General features: G+C 70.0%; 21 protein-coding genes. 16 read left to right on the top strand and 5 right to left on the bottom strand.

The genetic code is table 11. The annotated features are described in order from the left end of the window. Positions 1–8: 8 nt before the first annotated feature. Positions 9–725 carry an SDR family NAD(P)-dependent oxidoreductase gene (locus ABD708_RS13025; protein ID WP_344755107.1) on the bottom strand — a complete coding sequence of 239 codons (717 nt, stop codon included), beginning with the start codon at positions 723–725 and terminating at the stop codon, positions 9–11. A 102-nt stretch (positions 726–827) separates the two neighbouring features. On the opposite strand from ABD708_RS13025, the gene ABD708_RS13020 reads away from it, so the two are divergent. The 4 genes from ABD708_RS13020 to ABD708_RS13005 all read left to right on the top strand — a co-directional run bounded on the left by ABD708_RS13020 (position 828) and on the right by ABD708_RS13005 (position 3930). Beyond that, a complete protein-coding gene (locus ABD708_RS13020; protein ID WP_344755105.1) occupies positions 828–1685 on the top strand; it encodes a helix-turn-helix transcriptional regulator in 858 nt (285 codons plus the stop codon). A 97-nt stretch (positions 1686–1782) separates the two neighbouring features. Further along, positions 1783–2235: a YciI family protein gene (locus ABD708_RS13015; protein ID WP_344755103.1), complete on the top strand. Its 453-nt coding sequence runs from the start codon at positions 1783–1785 to the stop codon at positions 2233–2235. Positions 2236–2237: 2 nt separating this feature from the next. Continuing rightward, positions 2238–2672, top strand: a complete 435-nt coding sequence (locus tag ABD708_RS13010; protein ID WP_344755636.1) for a YciI family protein — start codon at positions 2238–2240, stop codon at positions 2670–2672. Continuing rightward, positions 2665–3930: an RNA polymerase sigma factor gene (locus tag ABD708_RS13005; protein WP_344755101.1), complete on the top strand. Its 1266-nt coding sequence runs from the start codon at positions 2665–2667 to the stop codon at positions 3928–3930. The genes ABD708_RS13010 and ABD708_RS13005 overlap by 8 nt, the downstream gene beginning before the upstream one ends. A 428-nt stretch (positions 3931–4358) precedes the next feature. On the opposite strand, the gene ABD708_RS13000 is transcribed toward ABD708_RS13005, so the two are convergent. After that, the gene (locus tag ABD708_RS13000) at positions 4359–5174 is read right to left on the bottom strand and encodes a Bax inhibitor-1/YccA family protein (protein WP_344755099.1); all 816 of its coding nucleotides are present in this window, start codon (positions 5172–5174) and stop codon (positions 4359–4361) included. A gap of 83 nt (positions 5175–5257) precedes the next feature. Here ABD708_RS13000 and ABD708_RS12995 point away from each other — a divergent pair, with 83 nt between their 5' ends. The 4 genes from ABD708_RS12995 (at position 5258) to ABD708_RS12980 (ending at position 10526) form a co-directional block, all read left to right on the top strand. Then, positions 5258–6685, top strand: a complete 1428-nt coding sequence (locus ABD708_RS12995; RefSeq protein ID WP_344755097.1) for a glycosyltransferase family 39 protein — start codon at positions 5258–5260, stop codon at positions 6683–6685. 54 nt (positions 6686–6739) lie between these two features. Next, positions 6740–7771 (top strand): glycerophosphodiester phosphodiesterase family protein, encoded by a 1032-nt coding sequence (locus tag ABD708_RS12990; RefSeq protein ID WP_344755634.1) that lies wholly within the window; start codon positions 6740–6742, stop codon positions 7769–7771. A 77-nt stretch (positions 7772–7848) separates the two neighbouring features. Further along, a complete protein-coding gene (locus ABD708_RS12985; protein ID WP_344755095.1) occupies positions 7849–8031 on the top strand; it encodes an antitoxin in 183 nt (60 codons plus the stop codon). 86 nt (positions 8032–8117) lie between these two features. After that, positions 8118–10526, top strand: coding sequence for an ATP-dependent helicase (locus ABD708_RS12980; protein WP_344755093.1), 2409 nt, complete (start codon positions 8118–8120; stop codon positions 10524–10526). Positions 10527–10765: 239 nt separating this feature from the next. On the opposite strand, the gene ABD708_RS12975 is transcribed toward ABD708_RS12980, so the two are convergent. After that, positions 10766–11248 carry an ATP-dependent zinc protease family protein gene (locus ABD708_RS12975; protein WP_344755091.1) on the bottom strand — a complete coding sequence of 161 codons (483 nt, stop codon included), beginning with the start codon at positions 11246–11248 and terminating at the stop codon, positions 10766–10768. A 24-nt stretch (positions 11249–11272) separates the two neighbouring features. Between ABD708_RS12975 and ABD708_RS12970 the strand changes: the two genes are divergently transcribed. After that, positions 11273–12469, top strand: coding sequence for a RimK family alpha-L-glutamate ligase (locus ABD708_RS12970; RefSeq protein ID WP_344755089.1), 1197 nt, complete (start codon positions 11273–11275; stop codon positions 12467–12469). On the opposite strand, the gene ABD708_RS12965 is transcribed toward ABD708_RS12970, so the two are convergent. Next, the gene (locus ABD708_RS12965) at positions 12426–13223 is read right to left on the bottom strand and encodes an oxygenase MpaB family protein (RefSeq protein ID WP_344755087.1); all 798 of its coding nucleotides are present in this window, start codon (positions 13221–13223) and stop codon (positions 12426–12428) included. The two genes, ABD708_RS12970 and ABD708_RS12965, sit on opposite strands and share 44 nt — an antisense overlap. 69 nt (positions 13224–13292) lie before the next feature. Between ABD708_RS12965 and sucC the strand changes: the two genes are divergently transcribed. Genes sucC through ABD708_RS12950 form a run of 3 tightly spaced genes read left to right on the top strand, consistent with a single transcriptional unit; the run spans position 13293 to position 15539 of the window. Next, on the top strand, positions 13293–14456 hold the full coding sequence (gene sucC / locus ABD708_RS12960) for an ADP-forming succinate--CoA ligase subunit beta (RefSeq protein WP_344755085.1): 1164 nt from the start codon (positions 13293–13295) through the stop codon (positions 14454–14456). A 14-nt stretch (positions 14457–14470) separates the two neighbouring features. Continuing rightward, entirely contained in the window at positions 14471–15379 is a 909-nt protein-coding gene (gene sucD / locus ABD708_RS12955) for a succinate--CoA ligase subunit alpha (RefSeq protein WP_344755083.1), read from the top strand. Between the two features lie 22 nt (positions 15380–15401). Continuing rightward, on the top strand, positions 15402–15539 hold the full coding sequence (locus ABD708_RS12950) for a hypothetical protein (protein WP_344755081.1): 138 nt from the start codon (positions 15402–15404) through the stop codon (positions 15537–15539). Here ABD708_RS12950 and ABD708_RS12945 read toward each other — a convergent pair. Further along, positions 15527–15964, bottom strand: a complete 438-nt coding sequence (locus tag ABD708_RS12945; RefSeq protein ID WP_344755079.1) for a MarR family winged helix-turn-helix transcriptional regulator — start codon at positions 15962–15964, stop codon at positions 15527–15529. The genes ABD708_RS12950 and ABD708_RS12945 overlap by 13 nt on opposite strands. 103 nt (positions 15965–16067) lie before the next feature. Between ABD708_RS12945 and ABD708_RS12940 the strand changes: the two genes are divergently transcribed. The 4 genes from ABD708_RS12940 (at position 16068) to purH (ending at position 20867) form a co-directional block, all read left to right on the top strand. After that, positions 16068–16979, top strand: coding sequence for an alpha/beta hydrolase (locus ABD708_RS12940; RefSeq protein WP_344755077.1), 912 nt, complete (start codon positions 16068–16070; stop codon positions 16977–16979). A gap of 173 nt (positions 16980–17152) precedes the next feature. Beyond that, on the top strand, positions 17153–18454 hold the full coding sequence (locus tag ABD708_RS12935) for a cell division protein PerM (protein WP_344755075.1): 1302 nt from the start codon (positions 17153–17155) through the stop codon (positions 18452–18454). A gap of 115 nt (positions 18455–18569) precedes the next feature. Then, complete coding sequence (gene purN, locus ABD708_RS12930) at positions 18570–19202, top strand: phosphoribosylglycinamide formyltransferase (protein WP_344755073.1); 633 nt, start codon at positions 18570–18572, stop codon at positions 19200–19202. A 9-nt stretch (positions 19203–19211) separates the two neighbouring features. Next, positions 19212–20867 (top strand): bifunctional phosphoribosylaminoimidazolecarboxamide formyltransferase/IMP cyclohydrolase, encoded by a 1656-nt coding sequence (gene purH / locus ABD708_RS12925; RefSeq protein WP_344755071.1) that lies wholly within the window; start codon positions 19212–19214, stop codon positions 20865–20867. The last annotated feature ends 15 nt before the right edge of the window (positions 20868–20882 follow it).

The raw sequence follows: 20882 nt of genomic DNA, 5'->3' as shown, positions 1-20882 counted from the left end.
GCCAGACGCTACCAGCCGAGCTTGCCGTCGTCCTCCTGGAACGTCCCCGTCGGGCCATCGGCGCCGATCGTCGCGAGCTTCACGACGATACGTGCGCTCTCCGACGCGGGGCGGCCGGGGTGGTCGCCGGGCTCGCCGCCGCCCAGCTCGGTCGCGGTGATGCCGGGCTCGACCGCGTTGAACTTCACCTCGGGCACCGCCTTCGCGTACTGCACGGTCAGCATCGATACCGCCGCCTTGCTCGGCCCGTACACCAGGGTCGGGAAGTGCGAGGCCGGCCGGGAGTCCTCGTGCACGGCCCAGAACGAGCCGAGCGCGCTCGAGACGTTCACGACGACGGGGTTCTCCGACTTCCGCAGCAGCGGAAGCGCCGCTTGGGTCACGCGGATGATCCCGACGGCGTTCGTGTCGAACACCGCCAGGGCGCTCGGGCCGTCGGTCTTCTCGCGTACGCCGTTCTCGCCGAACTCGTACGAGGCGATGCCGGCGTTGTTCACGAGCACGTCGAGCCCGCCGTCCCTCTCGATCTGAGCGAGCGCGGCGGCCACCGATGCGTCGTCGGTCACGTCGAGCTGCACGAAGCGGGCGCCGAGCTCCTCGGCGGCGGCGCGGCCGCGGGCCTCGTCCCGCGAGCCGACATAGACGGTGTGCCCGAGCGCGACGAGTTGGCGGGCGGTTTCCTTGCCGAGGCCCTTGTTGGCCCCAGTGATGAGTGTCGTTGTCATGAGACGAGCTTCGGCCGAGGCATCCGTTCTAGGCAGTCGTCGGCTTTTCGTAGGAATGGCAGGGCCAGGCAAACGGATGCCGCATCGGCGCACACTTGAGGGGTGGAGAGTCGCGAGTTCGGTCAGGCCGTGCGTCGCTGGCGGGACCGCGTCGAGCCCGAGGCGGTCGGACTGCCGCACGGCGGGCGGCGCCGGGCCGCGGGGCTGCGGCGGGAAGAGCTCGCGGGGCTCGCCGGTATCTCCGTCGACTACCTGACCCGGCTCGAACAGGGCCGGGCAACGTCGCCGTCGATCCAGGTGCTCGAGGCGCTCGCCCGCGCACTGCGCCTCTCCGATCCCGAGCGCGAGCTGCTGTTCCGCCTCGCCGGCCAGGCGGCGCCGGGTCGCGGGCTCGTCTCATCGCGCATCCCGCCGAGCGTGCAGCGCCTGCTCGACCGGCTGACGGGGAATCCGATCGTCGTCTACGACGCGATGTGGAACCTCATCGTCGCGAACGCCGGCTACGAGGCGCTCACGGGGGCGTCGGCGTGGCACGGCATCGAGCGCAACGGCGTGTGGCGGAATGTGGTCGGCCCCGGCCCTGCCGCGGTGCACACGCCCGAGCAGCTCGCCGAGCAACAGGAGGGCATCGTCGCCGACCTGCGCCTCACGGCCGCCAAGTACCCCGACGACCCGCGGGTTCGGAAGCTCGTGGCCGAGCTGCGCAGGCAGAGCGAACTGTTTCGGCGGCTGTGGGACTCTGCCGAGCTGAGGCCGCACGAGGACCGCTCGCGGCACAAATACTTCGAGCACCCTGCCGTCGGGCGCATCGGCCTCGACTGCGACACCCTCATCGTGGCGGGCGACGACCTGCGGGTCATGGTCTACTCGGCAGAGCCCGGAAGCGAGGACGCCGAGCGGCTCGAGCTCGCGATCGTGCTGGGTTCTCAGACGATGGGTACGTCCGCGCTCGCCGAGTGATTCGAGTTTTTTCCGGCGGCTGTCGATCTGAGCCTTCCCTGCTCGACGTGTCGGTGAGAGGGTCGTGACAGGCGACCCGCCGACATAGGAGATTCACATGGGCAACTACATGCTGATCATGCGCACGGTCGACGAGGCCGCCGCGCAGCAGGCCATGGCCGACGCCGGCATGGATTTCGACAAGATGATCGAGACCATGGGGCGGTTCAACGAGGAATTGTTCAACGCAGGCGTGCTCGTCGCCATGGAAGGCCTCGAAGAGGCGACGCTCGGCGCGGTCGTCGACTACTCGGCGACACCGCCGGTCGTGACCGACGGGCCCTATGGCGAGACGAAAGAGCTGTTCAACGGATTCTGGGTCATCGACGTGCCGAGCAAAGAGGCGGCGGTCGAGTGGGCGCTCAAGGTGCCGGCCGGCCCGGGCGTCAAGACCGAGATCCGCCGCATCCCGACGATCGACGAGTTCCCGCAGGACAATCCGTGGATCCAGCGCGAGATCGAGATGCGCAAGCAGATGCTGCGCCGTCAGCTGGAGAAGGCGGAGGCGTGACCATGTCCAAGTTCATGCTGATCATGCGGGGCACGGATGCCGCGAAAGAGGCCTTCGAGAATGTCGACTTCACCGAGGTGCTCGCCGCGATGGGGACGTACAACGAGTCGATGCTCAAGGCCGGCGTGATGGTCGGCGGCGAGGGCCTCTCGCCCGAGGCCGGCCTCGTCGTCGACTTCGACCAGACGCCGCCGGTCGTCACCGACGGCCCCTACGGCGAGACGAAGGAGCTGTTCAACGGCTTCTGGATCCTCGACGTGCCGACCATCGAAGAAGCCGCCGAGTGGGCGAAGCGCGCGCCGCTCACTCCAGGCAACAAGCTCGAGATCCGCCGCATCCAGGGCGTCGAGGACTTCCCGGCCGACAACGAGTGGGTCAAGAAGGAGCAGGAATGGATCGAGCACGGGTACAGGGAGCAGCCCCAGACGGATGCCTGACATCCCGGCATCCGCCCGCCGCGCCGTCGAGGCGATCTGGCGCATCGAATCCGCACGCATCGTCGCGACGCTGACGCGCTACACGCGCGACTTCGCGCTCGCCGAGGACCTCGCGCAGGAGGCGCTCGCCGAGGCGCTCGAGGGTTGGCCGGCACACGGCGTGCCGGCCAACCCGGGCGCCTGGCTGGTCGCAGTGGGCAAGCGGCGCGCGATCGACGGGTGGCGGCGCACTGCCTTGCAGGACGAGCGGTACGCGCAGCTCGCACGCGAGCGCGAACTCGACGAGACGGATGCCGCAGCCGACGTCCCCTGGGATCCGGACGTGATCGACGACGACGTGCTGCGGCTCGTCTTCATCGCGTGCCACCCCGTGCTCTCCCGCGAGGCCTCCATCGCCCTCACGCTGCGCACCGTCGGCGGCCTCACGACGGAGGAGATCGCCCGCGCCTTCCTCGTGCCGGTGGCCACCGTGCAGCAGCGCATCGTGCGCGCGAAGAAGACGCTGGCCGCGGCGGCGGTTCCGTTCGAGGTGCCGCCGCGCGAGGAGTACCCGGCCCGGCTCTCGGCCGTGCTCTCCGTGCTGTACCTGATCTTCAACGAGGGCTATGCGGCGGCCTCCGGCGACGAGTGGATGCGCACCGAGCTCGCTCGCGAGGCGCTGCGACTCGCCCGCGTGCTCGCAGGCCTCGTGCCGCGTGAGCCGGAGGCGCACGGGCTCGCGGCCCTCATGGAGTTTCTGGTGGCGCGCTTCCCGGCGCGGGTCGATCGGGCCGGGCATCCGATTCTCCTCGCCGACCAGGACCGCACCCGCTGGGATCGCGCGCTCATCGCGCGCGGCCGGGCCGCGCTCGCCCGTGCCGATGCGCTGGGACGCGGGCGCGGGGCGTACGGCCTGCAGGCGGCGATCGCCGAATGCCACGATGTCGCGGCATCGGTCGACGACACCGACTGGGCTCGCATCGTGGTGCTGTACGAGGCGCTCGGCCGCGTCGCACCGTCGCCGGTCGTCGAGCTGAACCGCGCGGTCGCCGTCTCGATGGCCGAGGGGCCGGCGACGGCATTGCGCCTCGTCGACGAGCTCGTCGCAGCGGGGGCGCTCGCCGGCTACGGACTGCTGCCGAGTGTGCGCGGCGAGCTGCTCGCGCGTCTCGGGCGGCCGGACGAGGCGCGGGCAGAGTTCGCCCGGGCCATCGCGCAGACCGCGAACGAACGCGAGCGCGCCGTGCTTGAGGAGAAGCTGCGCGCGCTGCGTGCGTGAGAGACTCGCGGCGCCCGACTGCGCTGAACGGTCACCGCTGCATGCTGCGAGGGTTCCTCCGGTGCGACGATGACCGGCTGGCGCAGTTGGGCTTGAGCAGGTGGCACTGGGCGAGTGAGACGGATGAATGGCGGCGGCGGATGGACGCGTTCTGGGCCGAGTTCGACGAGACGGACCCCGACGGATGCCTGCGCCGCATGCGCGCCCTCGTGGAGGAGCGCCCTGCGGGAGACGCGGAAGCACTCGCCGAGCACCTGCCGCGGTACCAGCGCTCGGCCCGCGCGAGCTGCGTCCGAACCGCGCGAGCCCCGCGAGGTGTGCCCGTTTGGCGCATCCGGGCCCGCTGCTGCGGGAACATTCGCGCCGAACGGGCGCCGCCGTGCGCCGAACGGGCGCAGAAGGCTCCGCGAGCGGGCTGCGCCCGGCGCCTAGTTCCTGCTCAGGATCGCGAAGAGGCGCAGGAACTCGACGTAGAGCCAGATGAGGGTCACCATCAGGCCGAAGGCGCCCTGCCAGCCGTAGACGCGCGGGGCGCGGTTCTCGACGCCGTTCTTGATGAACTCGAAGTCGAGCACGAGTGAATACGCGCCCATCAGCACCGCGAGGATGCCGACGATGAGCCCGAGGGGGATGCCCATGAAGGTCATCGAGTTGAGCCCGAAGGCGAGGTTGGAGGAGACCCCGCCGAACATCATCAGCCCGACGTTGACGAGGCTGTAGACGAGGTAGCCGACCATCGCGCCGAGGAACACCTTGGTGAGGCGGTTCGAGGCGCGCACCTTGCCGCTCGCGAACAGGGCGAGCATGACGCCGAACACGCCGAGGGTGGCGATCACGGCCTGGATCACGACGCCGCCGAAGACCGTCTCGAAGATGCTCGAGATGCCACCGAGGAACAGCCCCTGCGCGGCGGCGTAGACGATGATCAGCGCGGGTGAGGGCTTGCGCTTGAAGGCATTGACGAGCCCGAGCACGAGACCGACGATCGCGCCGACGATGGCGAGGGCCGGCACGAACCAGCCGACGACGCCGGCGGCGAGCAGCACGGCGAAGAGCGAGACGGTCTTGATGACGGTGTCTTCGTAGCTCATGCGACCGGTCTCGGCCGCGCCGGCGCTGCGCGCGGTGAAGAGGGCTTCGAGGTCGGGGGCCTCGCCGACCGTGCTCGGGTCGACCGGCCGGGGCGCACCTGCGGCGCGGAAGGCGGGGACGCGGTTAAGGGCCGGGTTGTTGGACGCTGCCATGTATACGACGCTAGCCGCATCGCAGGCATCCGTGGCTGTAAAGCACCCTTGAGATCGCGCACAGCCGAAGCAAAGCTGGACGCATGGGGGCGGTAGGGCGCGCGTGGAGCCTCGGCGGAGCCGCCGCGATCCTTTCCTTCGCCTTCTCGTGGGTTCCGTCGTACTGGGCCGATGAGGTCGCGACGATGCGGGCGACGATGCTGCCGCCGGCCGAGCTGCTGCGGTTCACCACGACCCACGTCGACGCGGGTCACACCGTCTACTACCTCGCGCTGCACTACTGGGCGAGCGTCTTCGGCTTCGGCGAGGCATCGACCCGCGGCTTCTCGGCGGTGGGGGTTGGGGTCGCGACGGCGCTGCTGGCGCTCATCGGGCAGCGACTGGGGCGGCCACGGCTCGCTCTTCTCGCCGCGGCCTTGTTCGCCCTGATGCCCCGCATGACCTGGGCCGGCACCGAGGCGCGCTCATATGCCTGGACGGCCGCGCTCGCCGCCGCGGTGTGGCTGATCCTGCTGATCGCGCTCGAGCGCGGCGGCTGGTGGTGGGTGCTGCTCGGCGTGGTCGCGACCTTCTCCGTCGCCGTCTTCCTCACGACGAGCACGCTGCTGGCCGCCCAACTCGCCTATGTGCTGCTGCGGCGCCGCCGCGCCGCGCTGCCCCTGCTCGCGGCATGGCTCGCAGCTCTCGCCGCCGCGAGTCCCGTTCTCTACCTCGGTTGGAGCCAGCGCGCGCAGGTGTCGTGGATCGGCGCCAACGGCGCCTTCACCCCCTGGACCGTGCTCGTCGAGCCATGGGGCGAGACCTCGTGGGCGTACGGCCTGGCCGTCTGGCTCGTCCTCATCGTCGGCGCCGTGCGCTGGCGCGAGACGCTGCGCCGTGCCTGCCCCGACTGGCTGCTGCTCGCAGGCGCGTGGGTCGTGGTGCCGTTCGTCATCACGGTGGGCCTCAGCCTCATCGTGACGCCGCTGTTCACGGCGCGCTACCTCACCTTCGCGATGCCGGGGTTCGCCATGCTGCTCAGCGCGGCGCTGGCTTCGCTGGTGTCACTCCGCACGCGCCGAGTGGCCGCAGCCGTCGCCGTCGCGCTGGTTCTGATCGCGATCCCGACATATATCGGGCAACGGATGCCGTTCGCGAAGCCGCGCGAGAGCGACCTCCGGCTCGTCGCCCAGACCGTGCACGATCACTCGCGCCCCGGCGACGCGATCCTGTTTGCGCCCGGCCGACCGCGGGAGGCGCTCTACGCCTATCCGCAGGACTTCGACGGCTTGGTAGACCTCGCGCTCAAGACTCCCTTCCCCGCCTCAGGGAAGTTCAGCGACGACACGGTGCCACTCTCCAAGCGGACCGAGAGGCTCGCCGGCATCCGCTCTGTCCTGCTCGTGATCCCACGGCACGGCACGCCCTGCACGCAGCCGCGCGATGCGGCGACCCTGCGCGCGCACGGCTACATACCTGTCGCCCGCTGGCCCACCCATCGGGAAGTCGTGTGCCGCTTCACCCGTGACTGACCGGGGACTGTGAACGTCACATTCCCGGAACACGCCGTGGCTAACATCGACCGCATGCGCGGCCACGGCTCCCCCCTCGTCATCGGTCATCGGGGCGCGTGCGGCTACCGCCCAGAGCACACGAGGCAGGCCTACGAGCTCGCGTTCCAGCTCGGCGCCGACTTCGTCGAGCCGGACATCGTGGCGACCAAGGACGGCGTTCTCGTGCTGCGGCACGAGAACGAGATCTCGACCACGACGGATGTCGCGAGTCGGCCCGAGTTCGCCGAGCGCCGCACCACGAAAGAGGTCGACGGAGTCCCCGTCACCGGGTGGTTCACCGAGGACTTCACGTGGGACGAGCTCGCCACTCTGCGCTGCCGCGAGCGCCTCGGAGCGCTTCGACAGGCGAGCGCCAGCTTCGACGGGCAGTACCCGATCATGCGGCTCACGCACCTCTTCGACCTCGTCGACCACCTCGCCGAGACGACCGACCGCGAGCTCGGCGTCGTCGCCGAGATCAAGCACGCCACCTACTTCGAGTCGATCGGGCTGCCGCTCGACGAGCTGTTCGCCGACGAGCTGCAGCAGGTCGGCTGGCAGGACGAGCCGAACCGGCTGGTCATCGAGTCCTTCGAGAAGTCGGTGCTGCGCAAGGTGCGCGAGCGCGGCATCCGTGGCACCCGGATCTACCTGGTCGAGAAAGAGGGCGCCGCCTTCGATCTGGTCGCACGGGACGGGGCGGATGCCGCGAGCTACGCCGACGAGATCGGGGAGGTCGGCATGTACGGGCTCGCGACGCGCCAGGGGCTCGATGCGATCGACGGTGTCAGCGTCGACAAGTCCCTGCTGCTCGACGCGTCCGCCGAGGGCGGCACGAGCGACCTCGTCGACCGTGCCCACGCGGTCGGGCTCGCCGTCTTCACCTGGACCCTGCGACCGGAGAACACGTACCTGACGGCCCCGTTCCGCACCGAGGGCGGGAAGGCGACGTTCGGGCACTGGCAGCAGGAGTTCCGCACCATCATGGCCTCGGGCGTCGACGGGGTCTTCGCCGACCACCCCGACCTCGCCCTGGTCGTGCGCGACGCCGTCACGTCGCAGTAGACAGATTCGTCTTCCGGGCGCCGCTTGACGTGGGTAATGTGTGGCCCGTCCATCTCCACGTAACGAAAGGGGCGCCAATGGGATTCCTTGATGACGCGGTCGACAAGGCCAAGGACTTCCTCGGAACCGACCAGGGCGAGCAGGTGAGCGACAACGTCCTCGACGGCGCCGCCGCCAAAGCCAACGACCTCACGGGCGGCAAGTTCGAAGACCAGATCAAGCAGGGTCAGCAGGCTGCTGACAATGCGATCGGCAACTAGCAGTCGACAGAAGTAGGCCGGCGCCCCCTTCCTCAGGGATGGGGGCGCCCGTCTGTGTCAGTGCCGCAACCTAGACTTGCAGGGCAATGACAGACGGATTCTTGCCTTTGATCGTCGACGGCGATCAGGGCCCTCGCGGCGGCGACGAGACCCTGCTCGCCGGCCTCAACCCGCAGCAGCGCGAGGCGGTCACCTACCGCGGCCCGGCGCTGCTCATCGTCGCGGGCGCGGGCTCCGGCAAGACCCGGGTGCTGACCCACCGCATCGCGGGGCTCATCGGCTCGCGCGAGGCCTGGCCGAGCCAGATCCTCGCGATCACGTTCACCAACAAGGCGGCGAGCGAGATGCGCGAGCGCGTCGAGGGGCTGCTCGGCGCCGACTCGCAGGGCATGTGGATCTCGACCTTCCACTCGGCCTGCGTGCGCATCCTGCGCCGCGAGGCGAAGCAGTTCGGCTTCACCGAGAACTTCACGATCTACGACTCGGGTGACTCGCGAGCGCTGCTCAAGCGCATCATCAAAGAGAGCGAGGCCGACACCTTCGGCTTCACGCCGGCGAGTGCCGCCGCGAAGATCTCGAAGCTCAAGAACGAGCTCGAGGACTACGAGTCCTACGCACGCAGCGCGAACCGCGACGACCCCGCCGAGCAGGTGTTCCTGCAGGTCTTCCGCGAGTACTCGCGGGCGCTGCGGGCCGCCAACGCGTTCGACTTCGACGACCTGATCGCGCAGACGGTGTACCTCTTCCGCGCCTTCCCGCGGGTCGCCGCGAACTACCAGCGGCGCTTCCGGCACATCCTGGTCGACGAGTACCAGGACACGAACCATGCGCAGTACTCGCTCATCCGCGAGCTGACGAAGCCGGTGCCACCGCACCTCGTCGCGGACCTGAAGCTCGACGGGCTGTACGTCGATGGTTTGACGGAGCCTTCCGGCGAGATCCCCGGCGCCTCGCTCACCGTCGTGGGCGACTCCGACCAGTCGATCTACGCGTTCCGCGGCGCCGACATCCGCAACATCACCGAGTTCGAGAACGACTACCCGGGCGCCAGGGTGGTGCTGCTCGAGCAGAACTACCGCTCGACGCAGAACATCCTCTCTGCGGCGAACGCCGTCATCTCCAACAACTTCGACCGCAAGGCGAAGAACCTCTGGACCGACTCGGGCGACGGCGAGAAGATCGTCGGCTACACCGGGTACTCCGGCCACGACGAGGCGCAGTTCGTCGCCGACGAGATCGACGCGCTGCGGCGCAGCGGCGTGCCCTACAGCAGCATGGCCGTCTTCTACCGCACGAACTCGCAGACGCGTGCCCTTGAGGAGATCTTCATCCGCTCCGCCATCCCGTACCGCATCATGGGCGGCACGAAGTTCTACGAGCGGGCCGAGATCAAGGACGCGATGGCGTACCTGATCACGGTGGCGAACCCGGCCGACGAGCTCGCGGTGCGGCGCATCCTGAACACGCCCAAGCGGGGCATCGGGCCGGCGACCGAGACGCAGCTGCGGGCCTTCGCCGAGGACAACGGCATCACCTTCCGAGACGCGCTGCGCTCGGCATCCGATCTCGGCCTCGGCCCCAAGGTGACGGCGGCGATCACGCGCCTGTCCGAGCTCATCGACGAGTCCGCCGCGATGATCGACCCCGACAACCCCGCCGGAGTGAAGCCCGTCTCCGACGTCCTGACGCATCTGCTCGCCGGGTCCGGGCTGCTCGACGCGCTGCGCAACTCGCGCGACCCGCAGGACGAGGCGCGCGCCGAGAACGTCGAAGAGCTCGTGGCCGTGACGAAGGAGTTCGCGCGCAACAACCCGGGCGGCACGCTCACCGACTTCCTCACCGAGGTCTCGCTGGTCGCTGCGGCCGACGAGCTCGACGACTCAACGGGCACGGTCTCGCTCATGACGCTGCACACGGCGAAGGGCCTCGAGTTCGACGCAGTCTTCCTGACCGGCGTCGAGGAGGACCTGATCCCGCACCGCATGTCGGCGAACGAGCCGGGCGGCCTCGCGGAGGAGCGGCGGCTGTTCTACGTCGGCATCACCCGCGCGCGCAAGCGGCTGTACCTCTCGCTCGCGATGACCCGCGCGCAGTTCGGCGATGTGAACGTGGCGATGCCGAGCCGGTATCTGCAGGAGATCCCGGCCGAGCTCATCGATTGGCGCCGCTCGCCGGGGGCCGCGAACGGCCGCGACGGCACGATGTCGCGGGCGCTCAACGCGAAGCGTCCGGGCTTCGGCTCCGACCGGGCCGCGGCGACCGCGGCTGCGCTGTCGCGTCCGAAGACCGAGTGGGCCAACAAGGTCACGGGCCAGGTGCGCGACAACAGCGCGCTCGAACTCGTGCCGGGCGACCGCGTGAAGCACGCCGACTTCGGCGAAGGCCGCGTGCAGGACGTCACGGGCGAGGGGGCCAAGCGCATCGCGCACGTGCAGTTCGACGAGGCCGGCTTCAAGAAGCTGCTGATCAAGATCGCCCCGATCGAGAAGGTGTAGCGCCGCTTCGCAGCGCTTATCGTCGCCTCTGGCTCCAAAGATCCCGAGATGGCGCCAGAACCGGCGACGATCGTGGTCAGGGTGCGATGGACAGCACGCGCGTTACGTCGGTGATCATGCGCCCAGGCTTGAGGAAGGGAATCGGGCGGATGCCCGGCGTGTCGGGCACGTCGAGCGGCGTGTCTCGCCGAATCCCTTCCGTTGGAAGCCGACGCGGGAGCCCCGGCTCAAGCGGGCCGCTATTCCACGACGTTGTTCGCTCGGCGCACGCGGTGCGGGGGCTTGCCGCCGAGGTAGGACGCTGCCGGATCGACGAGGAAGCCGTTCGAGAGCGCCTCGCGCCCGACGAGCATGCGGAAGCCCATGGCGTCACGGCGGGTGAGGGTCATCTCGACCGGCAGCGTGCGTTCCAGCATCCGTAACTCCACCATGACCACCACGCGGGTCTGGATGTGCCCCGTCGAGCTGCGCACGCGGCGCCGGTCGTGCACGGGCAGCTCGACCTGCACGCCGTCGCGCGCGCTGTACTGCCAGGGATGCACCTCGAAGCGCACCCAGCGGGCGCCGTCGCGCGTGAACTCGCGCAGCCCGAAGGCGTGCAGCGACGAGGTCTGCGCGCCGGTGTCGATCTTCGCCTTGATCCAGGGAACGCCGAGTCCGGGCAATCCGACCCATTCCCGCCACCCCACCAGGCCAGGTGGTGTTGGATGTCGGGGGGCCATGCAGTCAATCAAACAGGAACCACAGTGAAGATCGCGATCTTGTCGCGCGCGCCGCGCAGCTACAGCACCCAGCGCCTGCGCGCCGCCGCAGCCGACCGCGGGCACGACCCCAAGGTGCTGAACACGTTGAGGTTCGCGATCGACCTCTCGGCGGAGCAGCCGGATCTGCTCTACCGCGGCCGCCCGCTCTCGGACTATGACGCCGTGATCCCGCGCATCGGCAACTCGATCACCTACTACGGCACGGCCGTCGTGCGCCAGTTCGAGCAAATGGACGTCTACACGCCGAACACCGCGAGCGGCATCAGCAACTCGCGCGACAAGCTGCGCGCCAACCAGATCCTCTCCCGGCACGGCATCGCGATGCCGCCGACCGCGTTCGTGCGCAACCGCGCCGACGTGGTGGCGGCGATCGAGCGCGTCGGCGGAGCGCCGGTCGTGCTCAAGCTGATCGAAGGCACGCAGGGCATCGGCGTGATCCTCGCGCCCGAGCTCAAGGTGGCCGAGGCGATCATCGAGACGCTGCAGTCGGCCAGGCAGAACGTGCTCATCCAGCGGTTCATCCGCGAGTCGCGCGGGCGCGACATCCGCGCCCTCGTCGTCGGCGACCGCGTCGTCGCGGCGATGCGGCGCAGCGCGAGCGGCACCGAGTTCCGGTCGAACGTGCACCGTGGCGGCAGCGTCGAGGGCGTCGAGCTCGACGACGAGTACGCCCGCACCGCGGTGCGGGCCGCGCAGATCATGGGGCTCAAGGTCGCCGGTGTCGACATGCTCGAGAGCGACGACGGCCCATTGGTGATGGAGGTCAACTCCTCACCCGGCCTCGAGGGCATCGAGACGGCGACCAAGCTCGACGTCGCCGGCGCCATCATCGACTACATCGCGAACCAGGTCGCCTTCCCGCAGATCGACGTCCGCGAGCGGCTGTCGGTGTCGACCGGCTACGGCGTCGCCGAGCTCGTGGTGCACGGCGACGCCGACCTCGTCGGCAAGTCCATCGGGGAATCGGGACTGCGCGAGCGCGACATCACGGTGCTCACGCTGCACCGCGGCACGGGCGTCATCCCCAACCCGTCGTTCGGGCAGCGCCTCGAGGCCGAGGACCGGCTGCTGTGCTGGGGGCGCGTCGAGGAGATGCGGTCGATGATCCCCGAGCGCCCCAAGCGCCGCCCGCGGGTCAAGAAGCTGCCGAAGCACCCGATTCCGGAAGAGATCGCGTAGCGCGAAGCTCGCGGAGCAGAACGTCGCGCGGCCAGAACCGCAGGCGGCGCGGCAGGCGCGGGTACGTCGCGCGGGTGGCGGCGAGGAGCGCGTCGAAGCGGAGAGAACGGATGCCTGACCACGGCATCCCGTAGGCCGAGCGCAGCTCGGCCGGAAGGAACCCGGCGGTGGCGAGCCGGGCGGTCGGCATGAGAGCGCGCATCCAGCGCGGGGCACTCGCCGGGTACAGCAGCTGAGCCGCCACCCGACGCGTGTCGTCGGTGACGACGAGGCCTGCTGAGGCATCCGCCCAGTACGCGGCGAACGCCGCCCGATCGGCGGGCCAGAGGTCCGTGGGCATCTGCAACCCGCCCACCGTGCTGCCGAAATCGGCGTAGAGGCGCTCGGCGCTCGCGGCGTCGAGCGGCCCGAAGAGCTGTTCCCACACGGTGACCGTCGAGTCGTAGAGCGTCGCGAACACCCATAGCTGCAGCTCGGGGTCGAAGGCGCTGTAGCCGGGGCCGCGCACCGGGCCGTGCGCGCGGTTGACCGTGCGGCGAACCGCTCTGCGATCGGCATCCGTGCCGTACACCTCGGCGTAGCTGAAAGTGAGCGTTCCCCTGAGCCGGGCCAGCGGGTCGCGCGCGAAGCCCGAGTGCGCCGCGACGCCGGCGCCGACGGCGGGATGGGCGATCTGCATCAGGATGGCGCGGCCGCCGCCCGCGAGCAGCACGGCCTCGCCCGCGAGGTCCGCCAGCCCGAGAGTCCCGCCCACCTTTCCATTCTCCCGTGCGGGGTAGAGTGGCCTGCGGAATTGTCTCGATGTCGAGAGAGATGGAACACAGTGGATCTGTACGAGTACCAGGCCCGAGACCTGTTCGAGAAGTACGGCGTGCCCGTGCTGAAGGGCATCATCGCCGACACTCCGGACGAGGTGCGAGCGGCCTCAGAGACGCTGGGCGGCGTCACGGTCGTGAAGGCGCAGGTGAAGGTCGGCGGCCGCGGCAAGGCGGGCGGCGTGAAGGTCGCGAAGACCCCCGATGACGCGTTCACCGCGGCGCAGGCGATCCTCGGCCTCGACATCAAGGGCCACACCGTGAAGCGCGTCATGGTCGCCGAGGGCGCCGACATCGCGCAGGAGTTCTACTTCTCCGTGCTGCTCGACCGGGCCAACCGCTCGTACCTCTCGCTCGCGTCCTACGAGGGCGGCATGGAGATCGAGGAGCTCGCCGTTGAGCGCCCTGAGGCGCTCGCCCGGGTCGAGGTCGACCCGGCGGCCGGGCTACCGCTCGAGAAGGCGAAGGAGATCGCGGTCGCCGCGAAGTTCCCGGCCCAGCTGGTCGACAAGGTCGCCCCGGTCTTCGTGAAGCTCTTCGAGGTCTACAAGGGCGAGGACGCCACGCTCGTCGAGGTGAACCCGCTCGTGCTCACCGGCTCGGGCGACATCGTCGCGCTCGACGGCAAGGTGTCGCTCGACGACAACGCCGCCTTCCGCCACCCCGAGCATGAGGCCCTGGTGGATGCCGCTTCCGAGGACCCGCTCGAGGCGAAGGCCAAGGCCAATGACCTCAACTACGTCAAGCTCGACGGAGAGGTCGGCATCATCGGCAACGGGGCGGGTCTCGTCATGTCGACGCTCGACGTGGTCGCCTACGCCGGCGAGGCCCACGGCGGCGTGAAGCCCGCCAACTTCCTCGACATCGGCGGCGGCGCCTCGGCCGAGATCATGGCGGCCGGCCTCGACGTCATCCTCGGCGACCCGCAGGTGAAGTCGGTGTTCGTCAACGTCTTCGGCGGCATCACCTCGTGCGTCGCGGTCGCGAACGGCATCGTCGCAGCCCTCGGCATCCTCGGCGACGCGGCGACCAAGCCGCTCGTCGTGCGCCTCGACGGCAACCAGGTGGAGGAGGGGCGCGCGATCCTCAACGCGGCCGCCCACCCGCTGGTCACCCTCGCTACCACCATGGACGACGGCGCCGACAAGGCCGCCGAGCTGGCTTCGAAGTAAGGACGGACGGAACAATGTCGATCTTCCTCAACAAGGATTCCAAGGTCATCGTCCAGGGCATCACCGGCGGCGAGGGCACCAAGCACACGGCGCTCATGCTGAAGGCCGGCACCCAGGTCGTCGGCGGTGTGAACGCGCGCAAGGCCGGCACCACGGTCTCGCACACCGCGGCGGACGGCTCGGCCGTCGAGCTGCCGGTGTTCGCGAGCGTCGCCGAGGCCATCGAGAAGACGGGCGCCGACGTGTCGATCGCGTTCGTGCCGCCGGCCTTCGCGAAGGACGCGATCATCGAGGCCATCGACGCCGAGATCCCGCTGCTGGTCGTCATCACCGAGGGCATCCCGGTGGGCGACTCGGCCGAGGCCTGGGCGCACGCGAAGGCGAAGGGCAACAAGACTCGCATCATCGGCCCCAACTGCCCCGGCGTCATCACTCCCGGCGAGTCGCTCGTCGGCATCACGCCGGCGAACATCACGGGCAAGGGCCCGATCGGGCTCGTCTCCAAGTCGGGCACGCTGACCTACCAGATGATGTACGAACTGCGCGACCTCGGCTTCTCGACCGCGATCGGCATCGGCGGCGACCCGATCATCGGCACGACGCACATCGACGCGCTCGCCGCGTTCGAGGCCGACCCCGAGACCAAGGCGATCGTCATGATCGGCGAGATCGGCGGCGACGCCGAGGAGCGCGCGGCGGCCTTCATCAAGGAGAACGTGACGAAGCCGGTCGTCGGCTACGTCGCCGGCTTCACCGCCCCAGAAGGCAAGACGATGGGCCACGCCGGTGCCATCGTCTCGGGCTCTGCGGGCACGGCGCAGGCCAAGAAGGAGGCCCTCGAGGCCGCCGGCGTCAAGGTCGGCAAGACCCCGAGCGAGACCGCGCAGCTGCTGCGCGAGGTCTTCGCCGCTGTCAGCGCGTAAGCACGAAGAGAGAACGGATGCCGTGGGCCGCTGCGCCTGCGGCATCCGCCGTTTCGACGCTGATCGCGCGCGAGTAGCCTGCGCGCGCCGCACCGTCGCCGCGATGCTCACGATGGGCAAGCTCGACCTCGCGCAGCTGCAGGTCGCCTACGAGGGCTGACCTGCCTCGATCGATGCGGCCAGCTTCACGAGCAGCGTGCGCAGCGTGCGCAGCTCGCTGTGCGAGAGTCCGCTGACGAGGTCGCGAACGGATGCCTCGAACGCCGGCCTCCCCTCGGCGAGCACCTTCGCCCCGGCATCCGTCAGCACGATCCACGACGATCGCCGATCGTCGGGGTTGGGAAGGCGCTCGACCCAGCCGGCCGACGCATAGCGGTCGATGATCTTGCTTGCCGTGCCGACGCGCAGGTCGAGGGCGCGCACGATGTCGTCGACGCGCGCATGCTCGGTCGAGTCGATCAGCGAGAGGATCTCGATCGTCCCCACGGTCACGCCGTGCTCGGCCTTCATGCGCGCATCGACCCCGTTATAGACCAGGATCTCGGCGCGCACGAGCTCGTTGAAGAAATCGATCGACGCGGACACGGCGCTCCTCAGAAATATTCTTGGGAATTAGATTCCACGGAATGTAGTTTGGTTACTTAGATTCCACGGAATCAAAATCACCATAACTCACGAGAGGAACACCATGAGCAAGGCACAGCGCGACGCCGTGAACGCCGCCATCCGCGAGGCGGCGAAGAGCCTCGTCGCCGCAACGATCGACGAGCGCCGGGCGCTCTTCGAGACGCGGGCGCGGCCAGACGACACCCGCGGGCTGACCGTGGTCGAGACGACGCTGGGCGGCCGCCCGGCGCTTGAGATCGCCGATGAGACGAGGGATGCCGGCATGCTGCTGTATCTGCACGGCGGCGGCTATGTCGTCGGCTCACACCGCACCGGCGCGCGCCTCGCCGCCGAGCTCGTGCGGCGCACGGGCCTGCGGGCGTGGTCGCTCGACTACCGGCTGGCGCCCGAGCACCGCATTCCCGCCGCGGCGCAGGACTCCGTCGCCGCCTATCGCGAGCTGCTCGAGCGGGGTGCCGACCCCGCGCGCATCGTCATCGCCGGCGATTCGGCGGGTGGCCATCTCACGGTCGGAACGCTGCTGCTGGCCCGGGACGCCGGGCTGCCGATGCCGGCTGCGGCCGTGGTCTTCTCGCCGATGAGCGACCTGGCGATGACCGGCGCCAGCCTCACCACGAAGGAGGGCATCGACCCGCTCTTCACCCGCGCAGACATCGAGTTCTTCGCCGCGCAGCAGCTGGGCGAGGACGGCGCGGACACCCCGATCGCGAGCCCCGGTCGCGTCGGCGATCTGCGCGGGCTGCCGCCCTTCCTCATCCAGACGGGGTCGTACGAGGTGCTGCTCAGCGATTCCGTGCTGCTCGCCGGGCGGCTCGCCGAGGCGGACGTCGACGTGACGCTCGAGGTCGTCGGCGGGGTGCCGCACGTGTTCCCCGACCTGTTCGGGCAGCTCGACGAGGCCGACGCCGCACTCGACCGCGCCGCCGCCTTCCTCGCCGCGCGCCTCGACGCCGCCGTCGGCCAACTGCTCTGAACGGTCACCCCTGCGCGTGACGCCGCGTCGCACGAAGCGGCAGTGACCGTTCGGCGCAGTCAGGCGCGCTCACAGCTGCCGCTGCGAGCGCTGGCTGAGAGTCGACTGACGCGTCTGCGGGGCGGGCGGCGAGGCATCCGCGCCCCCGCCGCCCGTCCGCATAGCGTGACCTCATGACCCGAGCACTCGTCGCGTTCCTGGCCGCCTTCGAGGCGGTGATCACGGCGGCGATCGGCCTCGGGGTCGGGCTCGCACCCCTCACGCTCGTGTGGGCGGTGCAGTACCACATGGCCACGAGCTGGGCCGTGTTCTGGCGTGCGGCGGCGGATGCCTGGCTGCTCGGCCTCGGCGTCGACGCCCACGTCGACCTCGACCAGCTGACGGCGGCGAGCCTCGGGCTCCCGGGCGCCGTGCCGTCGTTCACCGTCACCATCGCAGGGCTCGGCGTCGCGCTGTTCACCGTGTTCATGGGCGCACGCGTCGGGCGGCGCGCGGCCGAGACCTCGTTCGTCCTCACAGGCGCGATCGCCGCCGTCGCCGCCTTCATGCTCACCGCCTGGGTCGTCGCCCTCACCGCACAGGCCGAGGTCTTCGGACCCGTGATCGCGCAGGCGCCGCTCGTCGCCGGCGCGACGTTCGGCGCAGGCGTCGTGCTCGGCATCGGCCTCGACTGGGCGGCCGAGCGTGACCATGTCCCTCCTGCCCTCGCCCGGCTCTTCGGCGTCGAGACGCGGGCCGCCATCGCCGCGTCTTTGCGTGCGGCGACGGCCGCGGTGGCGCTGCTGGTCGCGGCATCCGCCGTGCTCGTCGCTCTGCTGCTCTTCACTCATTTCGGCAAGGCCGTGTCGCTGTACGAGGCGCTGCAGGCGGGATATCTCGGCGGCGTGACCCTCACGCTCGCGCAGCTCGCGTTCCTGCCGAATGCGGTGCTCTGGGCGATGTCGTGGCTGATCGGACCCGGTTTCGCGCTCGGCGGGGGAGCGGCGATCGCGCCCGGCTCCGGACTCTCGACCAGCCTGCCCGGCGTGCCGCTGTTCGCGATCATTCCGGCGCATTCGCCGGCGATCGCGTTCGTCGCGATCGTGATTCCCGTGCTGGCAGGGGCGGTGAGCGGATTCCTCACCCACCGCACCCTGACCAGGTCGACGCCCCCGTTCGACACTCCCGTGGACCTCGCGCTGGTCGCGGTCGGCTCTGCCGTCGCCGGCGGGCTGATGCTCGCGCTGCTCGCCTGGTGGTCGGGCGGAACGCTCGCCCCGGGCGCACTCGCGAACCTCGGCCCGAGCGCCTGGAAGACGGGGGTCTTCGGCGGCCTCGAGCTCGGCGTCGGCATGGCCTTCGGCCTGGCGGCCGCGCACCTGCGCGGTCAGTCCCTCGACTGGACCTCGCTGCGTAAGCCCGACAGCCAGGTCGTCGAGAAAGCGCGCGAAGTCGCCTCGGAACGTGATTTTGTGACGACCCACGAGCGCCCCTGACACCCGGTCGTCGAAAAGCGCGCGAAGTCGCCTCGCAGCCTGCCTTTGTAACGACCCGCGCGCGACGACTCGGGGCCGAGGCAGGCGGTCGGGCGCGGGCCGGTAGGCTGGGGGCGTGCTCTCGGTCGTCGTGCTCATCTCCGGGGGCGGGTCCAATCTGCGTGCGCTGCTCGAGGCGGCCGCCGATGCCGAGTACCCGGCCCGTGTCGTCGCGGTCGGCACCGACCGTCCTGAGGCCGAAGGCCTCGCCCACGCCGAGGACTTCGGCATCCCCACTTTCGAGGTCGCGCTGTCGAGCTTTGAGAGCCGCGAGGCGTGGGGCGACGCGCTGCTCGAGCAGATCCGGCAGTGGAATCCCGACCTCGTCGTGCTCTCGGGGTTCATGCGCCTGCTGCCGCCGCACGTCGTCGACGCGCTCGCCCCCAACCTCATCAACACGCACCCGGCCTACCTGCCCGAGTTCCCCGGCGCGCACGGCGTGCGCGACGCGCTCGCCGCGGGCGCCACCCAGACCGGGGCGAGTCTCATCGTCGTCGACAACGGCGTCGACACCGGCCCGATCATCGCTCGCGAGCGCATCCCCATCGAGCCGGGCGACACCGAGACCTCGCTGCACGAGCGCATCAAGCCCGTTGAACGGCGCCTGCTGATCCAGGCCGTGCTCGACATCGCGAACGGAAACCTCGAGCTCGCGGCCCTTCAGGGCCCCGAGGCCCGTGCCGCCGAAGGGGCGGCACTCGATGAATAAGGAGCTTGCATGAGCGCCCACGCCGCCGACCCCAGCCTCTACCGCGATCGCGACGTCGTCCCGGTGCGCCGGGCGCTGATCTCGCTCTCCGACAAGACCGACCTCGACGTGCTGGCGAAGGCGCTGGCGGATGCCGGGGTCGAGATCGTCTCCACCGGGTCGACCGCGGCCAGCATCCGTGCCCTCGGCATCGACGTGACCGACGTGGCGAGCCTCACCGGCTTCCCCGAGTCGCTCGGCGGACGCGTCAAGACCCTGCACCCCGCCGTGCACGCCGGCCTGCTCGCCGACCTGCGCCTCGAGGACCACGAGCAGCAGCTCGCCGAGCTCGGCATCGCGCCGTTCGAGCTCGTCGTCGTGAATCTGTACCCCTTCAAGGAGACGGTCGCGAGCGGCGCCCAGGGCAACGATGTCGTCGAGCAGATCGACATCGGCGGCCCCGCGATGGTGCGCGCCAGCGCCAAGAACTACGCGAACGTCGCGATCGTGGTCTCGCCGGCCTCGTACCCCGAGGTGATCGCTGCGGTGCAGTCCGGCGGCACGAGCCTCGCGCTGCGCGGCGACCTCGCCACGAAGGCGTTCCAGCACACCGCCGACTACGACGCGGCGGTGAGCGCGTGGTTCGTCTCGAACATCTCGAGCACGGATGCCGAGACGTACCCCTCTGCAGCGGGCAGCGACTTCGCGGCATCCGTCACCGTCTCCGGCACTCTGCAGCGCACGCTGCGCTACGGCGAGAACGCGCACCAGGCCGCCGCGATCTATACGGACGCCGCCGACAGCCCCCTGCAGTCCGGCGCCGGCATCGCGCAGGCCGAGCTGCTCGGCGGCAAGGAGATGTCGTACAACAACTACACCGATGCCGACGCGGCGCTGCGGGCGGCGTACGACTTCGACGAGGCGGCGGTCGCGATCATCAAGCACGCGAACCCGTGCGGCATCGCCATCGACGCCTCGGGAGACATCGCCGCCGCGCACCGCAAGGCGCACGCGTGCGACCCTGTGAGCGCATACGGCGGCGTGATCGCCGCGAACCGCACCGTCACCCTCGCGCTTGCCGAGACGGTGAAGGGCATCTTCACCGAGGTGATCATCGCCCCCGACTACGAGCCGGCCGCGCTCGAGCTGCTGCAGAGCAAGAAGAACCTGCGCATCCTGCGCCTGCCGGCCGGCTACCGGCGCGCCGAGTACGAGTTCAAGCAGATCTCGGGCGGCGTGCTCGTGCAGCAGGCTGACGCCTTCCCCTCCGGCTCCATCTCGGGCCAGTGGCAGCTCGTCGCGGGCGAGGCGGCCGACGCCGCCACGCTCGCCGATCTCGAGTTCGCGTGGCGCGCGTGCCGTGCCGCGAAGTCGAACGCGATCCTGCTGGCATCGGGCGGAGCATCCGTCGGCGTCGGCATGGGCCAGGTGAACCGGGTGGATTCCTGCCACCTGGCTGTCGAGCGGGCCAACTCGCTCGCCGAAGGCGAGGAGCGCGCCCGCGGCTCGGTCGCCGCCTCCGACGCGTTCTTCCCGTTCGCCGACGGGCCCGGCATCCTGATCGAAGCGGGTGTCGCGGCGATCGTGCAGCCCGGCGGCTCGATCCGCGACGAGGAGGTGATCGCCGCGGCCAAAGCCGCGGGCGTCACCATGTACTTCACCGGCGAGCGCCACTTCTTCCACTGAGAGATCACATCCACT

The sequence above is a fragment of the Gryllotalpicola koreensis genome (assembly GCF_039538185.1).
GTDB classification, from domain to species: Bacteria; Actinomycetota; Actinomycetes; order Actinomycetales; family Microbacteriaceae; genus Gryllotalpicola; species Gryllotalpicola koreensis.
The sequence above is the reverse complement of the archived record's forward strand: the minus strand, read 5'-3'. Positions and strand labels throughout refer to the sequence as shown.